The sequence below is a fragment of the Fontimonas sp. FW305-C-3 genome (assembly GCF_058783185.1).
In genome coordinates this window covers 120,496-134,165 of sequence record NZ_JBYSYK010000001.1, presented here as the reverse complement: position 1 = coordinate 134,165, position 13,670 = coordinate 120,496, and the positions used below count along the sequence as shown (strand labels likewise).

Here is a 13,670-nt window from a genome sequence, read left to right as displayed (position 1 = left end):
AGTGATCCTTGGTGGGCCGCCAGTTTAGCGTTCCTTCGGCACCAGCCCCACGCGCAGGATCGCGCCCTCGGTACTGTCGGTCAGCAGGTACAGGTAGCCGTCCGGTCCCTGGCGCACATCGCGGATGCGCTGCTTCATGCCGTCGAGCAGGCGCTCCTCGTGAACGACCTTTTCGCCGTCGAGCTGCAGGCGCACCAGCTGGCCGAACTTCAGCGAGCCGACAAACAGATTGCCGCGCCAGGCGGGGAAACGATCCGCGGTGTAGAACGCCATGCCGCTGGGGGCGATCGACGGAACCCAGTAATGGATCGGTTGCTCCATGCCCGGTGCGCTGGAAATGCCGTCACCCACCTCAAGTCCGGAGTACTCGCGGCCGTAGGTGATCACCGGCCAGCCGTAGTTGCGCCCCGCCAGCGGCACATTGATCTCGTCGCCGCCCTTGGGTCCGTGCTCGTTGGTCCACAGCTTGCCGGTCTGCGGATGGATCGCCGCGCCCTGCGGATTGCGGTGGCCATACGACCAGACTTCCGCGGCGCCCTGCTTGCCGTCGGCATAAGGATTGTCCTTCGGCACGCTGCCGTCGAGGCGGATGCGGATGACCTTGCCGATGTGGTTGTCGCGCGCTTGTGCCAGGTCGCGGGCCTTGTTGCGTTCGCCGAGTGTCGCGAACAGGGTGCCGTCCGCCGCGAAAGCGAGACGGCTGCCGAAGTGCTGGGCCGAATCCCATGACGGCTGTTGGCGAAAGATGACCTTTACATCGCTCAGCGCGGTGTCGCCCAGCTTTGCGCGCGCAATCGCGGTGCCGTTCTCCTTGCCGCGCGGTTCGGAATAGCTGAAGACGATCTGCTTCGAGGTCGCGAAATCCGGAGCGAGCACAACATCCAGCAAGCCGCCCTGACCGCGCGCGGCGACAGCGGGGACGTTCTCCAGCGGCGCCGACACGACCCCTTTCGCCGACACGATGCGCATCTGGCCGGGCCGCTCGGTGACCAGCATCCGGCCATCCGGCAGGAAGGCCAGCGACCAGGGATTCGCGAGGCCTCTAGCGACCTCGCTGATGCTGAGCGCGCCATGCTCGCTGCCGAACTGCGGAGGTTGCGCGCAGGCCGCGGTGCTCAAAACCAGCACGACGACGAAACCAAGGCTGCGGAATTTCATGAGCGGCTCGATGACGGGCAAGGCCCGGTGCCACAGGCTACAACGATTGATCGGCGATCGGTGGCGTCACGGCGCCGGCGTACTCGAGCTTGAGATCGACGCCGCTGATCCGGCGCTCGCGCGCGGCGTTCATCAGCCAGGTCAGCAGATCCGCCGCTGCGGCCGCGCTCAGACCATTGCCGTGGATGTTCGAGATGCAGTTGCGTTCCGCGTCGCTGCGTCCGATGCGGGGCGCCCAGGTCAGATAGATGCCGAGACTGTCGGCGGCCGAAAGACCGGGGCGCTCGCCGATCAGCACGGCGACCAGGCGCACACCCAATGCCGAGCCGATCTCGTCACCGAGCGCGACGCGTGCGCCGGTCGCGAGAACGATCGGCGCGAAGCGCCAGCCCGGCAGCCGGGCGAGCGTCTCTCGAACAACGGCCGCGGCATGCGTCTCGACCGCGGCGGCGGAGAGACCATCGGCGACGACGATCGCGGCATCCCAGTCGCCGCACTCGGCCGTCAGCAGCGGCAGATCTTCGCCACGCAGGCGTCGGCCCAGGTCAGGGCGCTGCAGATAGTTCAACCGGTCGCTGACCTGCGAGCGCACCGACAGGCTTGGCAGCGGCGCAAGCTCTGCGGCCAGCGCCACAAAATCGACCTGGCCATGCACCGCGTCGCGCGCGCGGCTGTGAGCGAGCTGGAATTCCAGCAGCGCCGAGGTCGGTTGTGCATCGCCGGCGCGGCCAATGCCGATGCGTGCCGGCGTGATGCGGCGCAGGGCGGCAAAGGGATCAAGCGTCGTGCTCATGGCTGAATCTGCGTGAGCATGCGTTGCACCGCCGGATGGCGCGGGTCCGGCGGTGCCAGGCGGCCGTCGATATCGGCGAGGCCGATGCGCTGCAGCCAGGCTTCGAACTCCGGTGCGGGCCGCCGCTGCAGCAGATGCCGCACGGCGACGATGTCGTGGTACGACAGGCTCTGATAGCCGAGCATGACGTCGTCCGCACCGGGCACCGCGATCAGGAAGTTCACGCCGGCGTTGCCGAGCAGCAGCGCGAGATTGTCCATGTCGTCCTGGTCGGCTTCGGCATGGTTGGTGTAGCAGACGTCCACGCCCATCGGCAGGCCGAGCAGCTTGCCGCAGAAATGATCTTCGAGCCCGGCGCGGATGATCTGCTTGGCGTCGTAGAGATACTCGGGACCGATGAAGCCGACGACCGTATTCACCAGCAGCGGCGAGAACTCGCGGGCCACCGCGTAGGCGCGTACTTCCATCGTCTGCTGATCGATGCCGTGATGCGCGTTCGCCGACAGTGCGCTGCCCTGGCCGGTTTCGAAATACATCAGATTGTTGCCGACAGTGCCGCGTTGCAGTTCGAGCCCCGCGGCGTGCGCTTCGCGCAGCATGGCGAGATCGACGCCGAAGCTGCGATTGGCCGCCTCCGAGCCGGCGATGGACTGGAACACCAGATCCACAGGCGCACCGGCATTGATCGCGCGCAGCGTCGTCGTCACGTGAGCGAGCACGCAGGTCTGCAGCGGAATCTCGAAGCGCTCGCGCAGCGAGTCGAGCATCTGCAATAGCTGAACGGTATCGCCAAGCTTGTCGCTTGCCGGATTGACGCCGATCACCGCATCGCCGATGCCGAACAGCAGGCCGTCGAGTGTCGACGCCGCGATGCCGGCCGGATCGTCGGTCGGATGATTCGGCTGCAGGCGGCTGCCGAGACGGCCGGGCAGGCCGAGCGTCGTCCGGAACGAGGTGACGACATTGCACTTGGCCGCGACCGCGATCAGATCCTGATTGCGCATCAGCTTGGAGACCGCGGCAACCATTTCGGGCGTCAGCCCCGGTGCGAGCAGGCGCAGCGCATCGGGCGTCGCCGCGTACGACAGCAACCAGTCGCGGAACTCGCCAACGCTCAGCGATGCCACTGTGGCGAACGCGGATTCATCGTGCCTGTCGAGAATCAGACGACTGATTTCGTCGTCTTCATAGGGGATCAGCGCAACGTCGAGGAAATGCCGCAGCGGCAAATCCGCCAGCACATATCGGGCGGCGATGCGCTCCTCGTCGCTGGTGGCCGCGAGGCCGGCCAGCTCGTCGCCGGAGCGACGTGGCGATGCGCAGGCAAGCAATGCCGCGAGCGTGTCGAAGCGGTATTCACGGACGCCAAGCCGACAACGGTAGTTCATGCCTGGGATGCAACCGGGTGAGCGCCCGGTTATTCAAGCACGGTCCTTGCCAGTTCGGCTCAACCGGCCTGATTGCTCCAGTCGCGTAGCCCGGATGAAATCCGGGGCGGCAGCTTGTGGAGAGAGCAATTCCGGGTTGCACCCGGGCTACATCAGGGACCTGTCTGGTTGCGCATCCAATCAGCCAGCGGCACCAGCGCTTCCAGCAGGGCTTGCACCAGCGGCGGTGCGAGCGCGCGTTCCCTGATCGCCGCGTTCATGCAGTGCAACCACTGATCGCGTTCGGATTCGCCGATGGTGAATGGCAGATGGCGGGCGCGCAGGCGCGGATGACCGAAGCGCTCGACGAAATGCTGCGGGCCGCCGCTCCAGCCGCACAGATACCAGAACAGCTTGTCGCGCGAGCCGGCGAGACTCGGCGGATGCAGTGCGCGGATGCCGGCGTAGGCCGGCTCCGCGTCCATGCGGTCGTAGAACGCATCGACCAGTCCGCGCACGCCCGGCTCGCCGCCGAGCGCCTCGAACATCGTCGCTGCGCTCACTTCGGCTTAAACGCCGAGGTAGTCGAGGATGCCTTCGGCCGCTTCGCGACCTTCGAACACCGCCGTGACGACGAGATCCGAACCGCGCACCATGTCGCCGCCGGCAAAGATCTTCGGGTTCGAGGTCTGGAACTTGTGCTTGGCAAACGCTTCGACCTTGCCGCTCTTGCCGAGGCCGCCGTGGACGATCATGCGGCCATCGTCGTGCAGCTGCAGGTTGTGCTCGCCGAACCAGGGCGCCGGACTCGGGCGGAAGCCGAAGGCGACGATGACACGATCGCACTCGATGATCTCTTCCGAACCTTCGACGATCTCCGGCTTGCGGCGGCCCTTCGCATCGGGCTTGCCGAGCTGGGTCGTGACGAGCTTGACGCCCTCGACCTTGCCGTTGCCGACGATGGCGACCGGCTGACGGTTCCACAGGAACTCGACGCCCTCTTCCTTGGCGTTGGCAACTTCGCGGCGCGAACCCGGCATGTTTTCTTCATCGCGGCGATAAGCGCAGTGCACGCTTTCCGCGCCCTGGCGGATCGAGGTGCGCACGCAGTCCATCGCCGTGTCGCCGCCGCCGAGCACGACGACGCGCTGGTCCTTGGCGTGATAGGCGGCATCGCCGGGCTTGGCTTCGCCGAGCAGCGGATTGATGTTGGCGATCAGGAACGGCAGCGCTTCGAACACGCCCGGCAGATCTTCGCCGGGGAAGCCGCCCTTCATGTAGTTGTAGGTGCCCATGCCGAGGAATACAGCGTCATAGTCCTTGAGCAGCTGGTCGACGCTGATGTCCTTGCCAATCTCGACGCCGAGGCGGAACTCGACACCCATGCCTTCAAGCAGCATGCGGCGCGTCTTGACGACGTCCTTTTCCAGCTTGAACGGCGGGATGCCGTAGGTCAGCAGGCCGCCGATCTCGTTGTACTTGTCGAACACGATCGGCTTGACGCCGTTGCGTGCGAGGATGTCGGCGCAACCCAGGCCGGCCGGGCCGGCGCCGACGATCGCGACACGCTTGCGCGTCCACTTGACCTTCGACATGTCCGGACGCCAGCCCTGCTTGACGGCTTCGTCGGTGATGTATTTCTCGATGCTGCCGATCGTGACGGCGCCAAAGCCTTCATTGAGCGTGCAGGCACCTTCGCAGAGACGATCCTGCGGGCAGACGCGGCCGCAGACTTCCGGCAGCGAGTTCGTGCGGTGCGACAGCTCGGCAGCGGCAAACAGGTTGCCCTCCTCGATCAGCTTCAGCCAGTTCGGGATGAAGTTGTGCACCGGGCACTTCCATTCGCAGTACGGATTGCCGCAGGCGAGGCAGCGGCCGGACTGCGCCTTGGCCTGCTCCGGCTGGAACTGACCGTAGATTTCGCGGAAGTCGTGGATGCGGACCTCGACGGCCTTCTTCGCCGGATCGTGGCGCGGCAGGTCGAGAAACTGGTTTGCGTTCTTGGCGCCCATGTTCTGGCTCGGTGCTTACTGAATGCTGGAAGGGGGGCTTAAGCGGCTGCGCGGACGGAGTCGATCAGCGAACCGATCTCGGCGGCGCGCGGCTTGACCAGCCAGAACTTGCCGACGAAGTCGGCCCAGTCGGCGAGGATCTGCTGCGCCCAGCGCGAACCGGTCACTGTCGCGTAGTCGGCGATCAGGGTGCGCAGGTAGTTTTCGTGCGCCTCCATCGATTCCGACACGACGCGATGGATGTCGATCAGCTCATGGTTATAGCGATCGACGAAGCTGCGCTTCTCGTCGAGCACGTAGGCGAAACCGCCGGTCATGCCGGCACCGAAGTTGACGCCCGTGCGGCCCAGCACAACGACGACACCGCCGGTCATGTACTCGCAGCCGTGATCGCCGCAGCCTTCGACGACCGCATGCGCGCCGGAGTTGCGTACCGCGAAACGTTCGCCGGCCATGCCTGCGGCGTACAGCAGACCGCCGGTCGCGCCGTACAGGCAGGTGTTGCCGATGATTGCTGCGTCACGGGTTTCGTAACGGACGTTCTTCGGCGGCTTGACGACGATGCGGCCGCCGGCCATGCCCTTGCCGACGTAGTCGTTGGCATCACCCTCGAGCTCGAGATGCAGGCCGCCGGCGTTCCAGACGCCGAGCGACTGACCCGCGGTGCCCTTCAGCTTCACCGTGATCGGCTTGTCGCTCATGCCGAGATTGCCGTGACGGCGGGCGATCTCGCCCGACAGGCGCGCGCCGATCGAACGGTGACGGTTGCTGACGGTGTAGTGGAAGATGCCGCCGGTCTTGTGGCCGATCGCCGGCAGGCAGTCCTCGAGCATCGCCTCCGCCAACTCGCCCTTGTCGAAGGGTTCGTTGTTGAACATGCAGTACTGCGCGCTCGGCAGCACCATGCCCGAGGATTCGAGAATCGGCGTGAGGTCGAGGTTCTGCGCCTTGGCGCTGCGCTGCTCCTCGATCTCGAGCAGATCGGTGCGGCCGATCAGTTCGGCAATCGTGCGGATGCCCAGCGTCGCCATCCATTCGCGCGTCTCGATCGCGACGAAGCGGAAATAGTTCATGACCATTTCCGGCAGGCCGACGAAGTGCTCGAGGCGCAGCACATGGTTCTGCGTCGCGACGCCGGTCGCGCAGTTGTTCAGATGGCAGATGCGCAGGTACTTGCAGCCCAGCGCCACCATCGGCGCGGTGCCGAAGCCGAAGGACTCGGCGCCGAGGATCGCGGCCTTGATGACGTCGAGGCCGGTCTTGAGGCCGCCGTCGGTCTGCACGCGAACCTTGTCGCGCAGATTGTTCATGCGCAGGGTCTGGTGGGTTTCCGACAGGCCCAGTTCCCACGGCGTGCCGGCGTACTTGACCGAAGTCAGCGGCGAAGCGCCCGTGCCGCCGTCGTAGCCGGAGATCGTGATGAGATCCGCGTAAGCCTTCGCAACGCCGGCCGCGATCGTGCCGACGCCCGGACCGGACACCAGCTTGACCGACACCAGCGCCTGCGGATTGACCTGCTTCAAGTCGAAGATCAGCTGCGCAAGATCCTCGATCGAATAGATGTCGTGATGCGGCGGCGGCGAGATCAGTGCGACGCCCGGCTTCGAGTAACGCAGCCGCGCGATCATGTCGTTGACCTTGTCGCCGGGCAGCTGGCCGCCTTCGCCGGGCTTGGCGCCCTGCGCGACCTTGATCTGCAGCACTTCGGCATTGACCAGGTAATGCGGCGTGACGCCGAAGCGGCCGGACGCGACCTGCTTGATCTTCGACATCTTCTCGGTGCCGTAGCGCGCCGGATCTTCACCGCCCTCGCCCGAGTTGCTGCGGCCGCCGAGACGGTTCATCGCGATCGCCAGCGCTTCGTGCGCCTCCGGCGACAGCGCGCCGAGCGACATGCCGGCGGAGTCGAAGCGTTTGAGGATGGATTCGACCGACTCGACTTCCTCGACCGGAATCGCCTCGGAGGCCTTCAGCTTGAACAGATCGCGGATCGTCGCGACCGGCCGCTGGTTCACCATCTCGGCGAACAGCTGGTAGTCCTCGTACTGGCCGCTCTTCACGGCGCGCTGCAGCGTGCCGATGACGTCCGGGTTGTAGGCGTGGTATTCGCCGCCGTGGATGTACTTGTACAGACCGCCCTGCTCGATCGGCTTGCGCATGCTCCAGGCCATGTCGGCCAGGCGTTCCTGGTCGTCCTGGATCTGCTGGAACTTCGCGCCGCCGATGCGCGACACGGTGCCTTCGAAGCAGGTGTCGACGACTTCGTCGTGCAGGCCGACGATCTCGAACAGCTGCGCGGCGCGGTACGACGAGATCGTCGCGATGCCCATCTTCGAGATGATCTTGTACAGGCCCTTGTTGATGCCCTTGCGATACGACTGCGCGAGCTGCTCCGGCGCCTTGTTCTTGATCTGGCCCGAGCGGACCATTTCATACAGCGTGGCGTAGGCCAGGTACGGGTAGATTGCCGAAGCCCCGTAGCCGACGAGGCAGGCGAAATGATGCGGATCGCGCGCGGTCGCGGTCTCGACGACGATGTTGCAATCGCAGCGCACGCCTTCGCGGATCAAGCGATCGTTGACCGCGCCAACCGCGAGCAGCGCGTGGATCGGCAGCTTGCCGCGCTCAATCGCACGGTCGGTGAGGACGATGACGACCTTGCCGCTGCGCACCGCCGCGACCGCTTCGTCGCAGGCGTGTTCAAGCGCCGCCGCGAGCGTGAACTGCTCCGGGTCGTAGTTGAGATCGACGAGCTGGTGCGCGTAGCCCGGATCGGTCCCGCCGATCGCCATCAGCTTCTTGAACTTGGCCTCCGACAGCACCGGCGAGTCGATCAGCAGGCGCGCGGCGCGCTCCGGCGTTTCCTCGAACATGTTCTTCTCGGCGCCGAGCTGGCATTCGAGCGACATGACGATCTGCTCGCGCAGCGGATCGATCGGCGGGTTGGTGACCTGCGCGAACATCTGGCGGAAGAAGTCGTAGACCGAGCGCGGCTGTTCCGACAGCACCGCGAACGGCGTGTCGTCGCCCATCGAGCCGACCGCTTCCTGGCCGGACTCCGACAGCGGACGCAGCACCTGGTCGCGCTCTTCGAAGGTCAGCTGGAACATCTTGTGATAGGTCGCGACCGTGTCCGGCGGCATCACTTCGAGCGTGTGCGGATCGTCCGACAGCGAAGCCTCAAGCCGCTTCATGTTGCTCTTCAACCACTGCTTGTACGGCTTGCGCGCGGCGAGCATGCGGTCGATGTCTTCCGGACGCAGCAGCGCGCCGGTCTCGGTGTCGACCGCGAGGATCTCGCCCGGACGCAGGCGGCCCTTCTCGACGACATCCATCTGGCGGAAATCATGCACGCCGATTTCCGACGCGAGCACGATGTGACGATCGGCGGTGATGACGTAGCGCGCCGGACGCAGGCCGTTGCGGTCGAGGCAGCAGGCCGCATAGCGGCCGTCGGTGACGACGACGCCGGCCGGACCGTCCCAGGGCTCCATGTTCACCGAGTTGTATTCGTAGAACGCGCGGACATCGGGGTCGAGGTCTTCGGCGTTCTGCCAGGCCGGCGGGATCAGCGCGCGCAGTGAGGCAAACACGTCCATGCCGCCGGCGAGCAGCACTTCGAGCATGTTGTCGAGCGACTGCGAGTCCGAGCCGGTCATGCCGACCAGCGGCGCGATCTCTTCGATGTCGGGAATTTCCGGCGTGACGAACTTCTTCGCGCGTGCCAGTGCCCACTTGCGGTTGCCGGAGATCGTGTTGATCTCGCCGTTGTGCGCCAAGTAGCGGAAAGGATGGCAGAGGCGCCAGCGCGGCAGGGTGTTGGTCGAGAAGCGCTGGTGGAACACGCACATCGACGATTCCAGCATCGGATCCGCGAGGTCCGGATAGAACACCGGCAGCAGCTCCGGCATCACCAGGCCCTTGTAGACGATGACGCGGCAGGACAGATGCGTGATGTAGAAGTCCGGATCCTTCTCGGTTTCCAGAATCTTCTCGGTGCGACGGCGCGCGCGGAACAGCTTCAGTTCGAACGCGAACTTGTGCATGCCCTTGGGCGCGGCGATGAACGCCTGTTCGATCTTCGGCAGGGTCTTGTGCGCCTCTTCGCCGAGCGCCGACTCGTCGGTCGGCACTTCGCGGTAACCGGCGAGGATCAGTTCGTGCAGCGCGAGGCTTTCCGCCAGCACGACCTTGGCGCGCGCGCGGAGCTTTTCGTCCGGCGAGAAGAAGATGTTGCCGACGCAGTACAGCTCGCCGATGTCGAAACCGAGCTTCTCGGCCTCGCGGCGCAGGAAGGCGTCCGGCTTCTTCATCAACAGGCCGCAGCCGTCGCCGGTCTTGCCGTCGGCCGCCACGGCGCCGCGGTGGGTCATGCGATGCAGGGCGGTCACGGCGGTCTGCACCAGCTTGTGGCTGGGCTGGTCGTCCATGTGCGCAATCAGGCCGAAACCGCAGCTGTCGCGCTCGAAGGATTCGCGATACAGGCCGACTTCCTTGTAACCGTAGTTCGTCGGGCCGCTGTTGGACAGGGCGGTCGAGCTGGCGGCGGGGGCGGCGTCCATGACCGGGACGGGGGTCTGGTCGGGCTGGCGGTCTGACATCTTGCGGGCTCCTTATATCTGCGCACTCACGCGCGCAGCACACCGAGATCGGCGGCCGCAGAGTGTGTGCCGGGCCCTGGGGGGCCGCAAATCGCTATTCGCCCGGATCGAGGTGCGACCGCAATGCAGCAATTGATTCAAGCACTTGGATTTGCTACAAATGGCCATCTAAATGGCCATCTCGCGCAGACTCGCGCCCAGCGCTCCATGAAAGCGGTTTCCGTTGCCGAGGCGAAAAACACGCTGACCGAGCTGTTGCGGGAGGTCGAAAGCGGCCGGCCGATCCGCATTTCCCGCCGTGGTCAGAGTGTCGCCGTGCTGCTGTCGGAGGCCGAGTACGAGCGTTTGAAGGCCGCCGGGGCGGCCGCCGATTTCGCCGCCTGGCTGCAGACCTGGCGCGGCCGGCTTGATCCCGAATTTGAAGGCATCAGCGCCGACGAAGCCGCGCGCTGGTCGGGGGAGCACTGATGGCCCGGCCGATCTATTTGCTGGATCTTCCAGTTCTGGCCGAACTGACCCGGCCCGGTGCGAACCGCCAGGTGCTGACCCGCTTCAGCCAGCATCAGCACAGCAGCGCGATCGCCGCCTCGGTCATGAGCGCGCTGCTGCGGGGCGTGGAGACCCTGCCGGAAGGTCCGCGTCGAACTCGTTTGAGCGGCTTCGTGCAGGAACTTCTGCGAAGTGGGCCTCAAGTTCTCGCATTTGATCGGGAAGCCGCCATCTGGCTCGCTCGCGCCGCTCCCCGGCGGCAGCGTCAGGGCAGAGCCTGGACCAGCCTCGAAGGCGAGCAGGCGGCGATTGCGTCGGTGCAGGAGATGACACTGGTGACCCGTTCGCCGACGATCTATGCGGGGGCGAGCGGCTTGAAGACGGAAGACTGGTTCAGGCCTTAGCGCAAGCGGCGCGGATCGAACAAGCGCTCGTACTCGTCCAGCGCGAAGCGGTCAGTCATGCCGGCGATGTAGTCGGACACCGCGCGGGCGCGGCCCTCGACGCCGTCCTGCGCCTCCATCTGTTTCGCCGCGGCGTGAAAGTCCGGCGGCAGCAGGCGCGGGTCTTCGAACAGGGCGCCAAACAGCTCGCGCACGACACGCTTGGCCTTGACCATGATCCGGTAGACCTGGTGATGGTGATACAGCTGGTCGCGCAGGAAGCGCTTCAGCTCCAGATTTTCCGCTTCGATCTCGTCGCTGAAGCTGATCAGCGGCGCGGGCCGCGCGCGGACATCCTCGATGCTCGTCAGCCTGGCGGCATCGAGCGCGCGCTGCGAGGCCTGGGTCAGATCGACGACCAGCGTGTTGATGATGCGGCGGGTCGTTTCATGGCGCTGCTGCTTCTCGCTGATCGCGCCGTAGCGCGCGATCACCTCATCGTGATGGCGGCGGAACAGACCGACCTCGCGCAGCTGTTCGATCATCAACAGGCGCGCGCGCAGGCCGTCGTCGATGTCGTGATTGTTGTAGGCGATCTCGTCGGCGCGGTTGGCGAGCTGGGCTTCCAGGCTCGGCTGCTGACGGTGGAGGAAGCGTTCGCCGATGTCGCCCAAGGTGCGCGCACGTGTGGCCGAGCAGTGCTTGAGAATGCCTTCGCGGGTATCGAACATCAGGTTCAAGCCGCGGAACTCGGCGTACTTGTCCTCCAGCTCATCGACGACGCGCAGCGATTGCGCGTTGTGCTCGAAGCCGCCGTAAGGCTTCATGCAATCGTTGAGGGCTTCCTGGCCGGCGTGGCCGAACGGCGTATGGCCGAGGTCGTGCGCCAGCGACACTGCTTCGCAGAGCTCTTCGTTGAGCCGCAGCGTGCGCGCCATGGTCCGCGCAATCTGCGCGACCTCGATCGAATGGGTCAGCCGCGTGCGGAACAGATCGCCTTCGTGATTGACGAAAACCTGGGTCTTGTACTCGAGACGGCGGAACGCGCCGGAATGAATGATGCGGTCGCGATCGCGCTGGTACTCGCTGCGATGCCCCGGCCCCGGCTCGGGATGACGCCGCCCCTTCGAGCGGCGGTCATGTGCGGCGTAGGGAGCGAGATCGTTGGCCACGGCGGGATCGGTGTCAGCTGCAGTAGTGATCCAGCGTAGCCTGCAGGGCTTGCGGCGCGAAGTCGCCGGTGACGACGGCGTCGCCCAGCGCGCGCAGCAGAATCAGGCGCAGCTGACCCGAGGCCACCTTCTTGTCGAGCGCCATCAGCTTGCGGAAATCCGCCGGCGTCATCGCCGCGGGCGGACGCGTCGGCAGACCGCTGCGTGCGATCAGCGCAATGCAGCGTTCCGCGTCAGCCGAGTTGATCCAGCCCAGCCGGTTCGACAGATCGGCCGCCATGCACAGGCCGGTCGCAACGGCCTCGCCATGCAGCCACTCGCCGTAGCCGGCATGGGTTTCGATTGCGTGCGCGAAGGTGTGGCCAAGATTGAGCAGCGCGCGCGGACCGCCCTCGCGCTCGTCGCGGGCGACGATATCGGCCTTCATCTCGCAGCAGCGCAGGATGGTTTGCGCGACGACGCCGTCGTCGAGTGCCAGCAGCTGATCGAGATGACTTTCGATCCAGCCCAGAAACGCGACATCGCCGAGCATCCCGTACTTGATGACTTCGGCGAGACCGGCGAGCAGCTCGCGCTTCGGCAAGGTGCGGAGGGTGTCGGTATCGGCGAGCACGAGCTGCGGCTGATGAAACGCGCCGATCATGTTCTTGCCGAGCGCATGGTTGATGCCGGTCTTGCCGCCGACCGAGGAATCGACCTGCGACAGCAAGGTCGTCGGCACCTGAACGAAGTCCACGCCGCGCTGGTAGATGGCCGCGCAGAAACCGACCAGATCGCCGACCACGCCACCGCCGAGTGCGATGAGGCAGCCATCGCGCGGCAGGCGGGTCTGCAACAGCCAGCCGAGGATTTCCGCGGCGCTGTCCCAGCTCTTCTGCGATTCGCCGGCCTTGAAGATATATACGGCGTCGTCACCGAGCCCGAGGACGCTCTGCACGGTTTTCAGGTAGTGCGGCGCCACGATGCTGTCGGTGATCAGGCGCAGCGGGCGGGACTTATAGGCGCGCCAATGCGCGGCGTCGCCGATCAGGCCGGGGCCGATATGAATGGGATAGCTACGGTCTCCGAGGGAGACATCAAGTGAAGGCATGGCGCGTGAGGGAGATGGAGGCGTGCGTTACGCCGTCATTGGCCGGTCCAGAAAATCTTCGATGTCGCGAACGACGGCCCGCGCGTTGCGGCGATCGGTGACGACGACCAGGTCGGCGATTTCCCGATACAGCGGATCGCGGATGCTGAAGAGGTTTTCCAGCACGGCCTGGCGATCGTCCACCGCCTTCAGCAGCGGGCGGTTGTCGGCACGCTCGGTGCGCATGACCTGCTGCTCGATACTGGCATGCAGATAAACGACCAGTCCGCGCGAAGACAGCCAGAGGCGGTTGTCGCGGTCGAGAATCGCGCCGCCGCCTGTGGCGAGGACAATGCCGCTCTGCTGGGTCAACGACTCGATGACCTGCTTCTCGCGCTTGCGGAAGCCGTCTTCGCCTTCCTTCTCGAAAATGAAAGGAATATCGACGCCGGTGCGCTGCTCGATTTCGTGGTCGGAATCGACAAAGCCCAACCCCCGGGTCTCGGCCAAGCGCCGCCCCACCGTCGTCTTGCCGGCCCCCATGGGGCCAACCAGGAAAATATTGGATTGCTGTGCCATCGCTACCGCGTCAAGCCGTCAACCGGCGTCCGCGCAGTATACCGATC

Annotated in this window: 11 protein-coding genes; 2 read left to right on the top strand and 9 right to left on the bottom strand. The window is 65.6% G+C overall.

The genetic code is table 11. The features are described 5' to 3' along the window. Window positions 1–24 precede the first annotated feature (24 nt). The 6 genes from AC3WUF_RS00625 to gltB all read right to left on the bottom strand — a co-directional run bounded on the left by AC3WUF_RS00625 (window position 25) and on the right by gltB (window position 9,931). Complete coding sequence (locus AC3WUF_RS00625) at window positions 25–1,158, bottom strand: PQQ-dependent sugar dehydrogenase (RefSeq protein WP_492421365.1); 1,134 nt, start codon at window positions 1,156–1,158, stop codon at window positions 25–27. A 37-nt stretch (window positions 1,159–1,195) separates the two neighbouring features. Next, a complete protein-coding gene (gene eutC / locus AC3WUF_RS00620) occupies window positions 1,196–1,951 on the bottom strand; it encodes an ethanolamine ammonia-lyase subunit EutC (protein WP_492421363.1) in 756 nt (251 codons plus the stop codon). Next, window positions 1,948–3,339: an ethanolamine ammonia-lyase subunit EutB gene (locus AC3WUF_RS00615; RefSeq protein WP_492421361.1), complete on the bottom strand. Its 1,392-nt coding sequence runs from the start codon at window positions 3,337–3,339 to the stop codon at window positions 1,948–1,950. Before AC3WUF_RS00615 ends, eutC begins: the two co-directional genes overlap by 4 nt. Before the next feature lie 152 nt (window positions 3,340–3,491). Next, on the bottom strand, window positions 3,492–3,866 hold the full coding sequence (locus AC3WUF_RS00610) for a group II truncated hemoglobin (RefSeq protein ID WP_492423513.1): 375 nt from the start codon (window positions 3,864–3,866) through the stop codon (window positions 3,492–3,494). Between the two features lie 21 nt (window positions 3,867–3,887). Further along, a complete protein-coding gene (locus AC3WUF_RS00605) occupies window positions 3,888–5,330 on the bottom strand; it encodes an FAD-dependent oxidoreductase (RefSeq protein ID WP_492421359.1) in 1,443 nt (480 codons plus the stop codon). A 38-nt stretch (window positions 5,331–5,368) separates the two neighbouring features. After that, a complete protein-coding gene (gltB, locus tag AC3WUF_RS00600) occupies window positions 5,369–9,931 on the bottom strand; it encodes a glutamate synthase large subunit (RefSeq protein WP_492421357.1) in 4,563 nt (1,520 codons plus the stop codon). Between the two features lie 123 nt (window positions 9,932–10,054). On the opposite strand from gltB, the gene AC3WUF_RS00595 reads away from it, so the two are divergent. Next, window positions 10,055–10,399, top strand: coding sequence for a type II toxin-antitoxin system Phd/YefM family antitoxin (locus tag AC3WUF_RS00595; RefSeq protein ID WP_492421355.1), 345 nt, complete (start codon window positions 10,055–10,057; stop codon window positions 10,397–10,399). Beyond that, window positions 10,399–10,824, top strand: a complete 426-nt coding sequence (locus tag AC3WUF_RS00590) for a PIN domain-containing protein (protein WP_492421353.1) — start codon at window positions 10,399–10,401, stop codon at window positions 10,822–10,824. Before AC3WUF_RS00595 ends, AC3WUF_RS00590 begins: the two co-directional genes overlap by 1 nt. On the opposite strand, the gene AC3WUF_RS00585 is transcribed toward AC3WUF_RS00590, so the two are convergent. From AC3WUF_RS00585 to aroK, 3 genes are read right to left on the bottom strand one after another with little or no spacing between them, the layout of a single operon-like run. Further along, complete coding sequence (locus tag AC3WUF_RS00585) at window positions 10,821–12,005, bottom strand: deoxyguanosinetriphosphate triphosphohydrolase (RefSeq protein WP_492423511.1); 1,185 nt, start codon at window positions 12,003–12,005, stop codon at window positions 10,821–10,823. The genes AC3WUF_RS00590 and AC3WUF_RS00585 overlap by 4 nt on opposite strands. Continuing rightward, entirely contained in the window at window positions 11,989–13,065 is a 1,077-nt protein-coding gene (aroB, locus tag AC3WUF_RS00580; RefSeq protein WP_492421351.1) for a 3-dehydroquinate synthase, read from the bottom strand. The genes AC3WUF_RS00585 and aroB overlap by 17 nt, the downstream gene beginning before the upstream one ends. A 27-nt stretch (window positions 13,066–13,092) precedes the next feature. Further along, entirely contained in the window at window positions 13,093–13,623 is a 531-nt protein-coding gene (aroK, locus tag AC3WUF_RS00575; RefSeq protein WP_492421349.1) for a shikimate kinase AroK, read from the bottom strand. Window positions 13,624–13,670 lie beyond the last annotated feature (47 nt).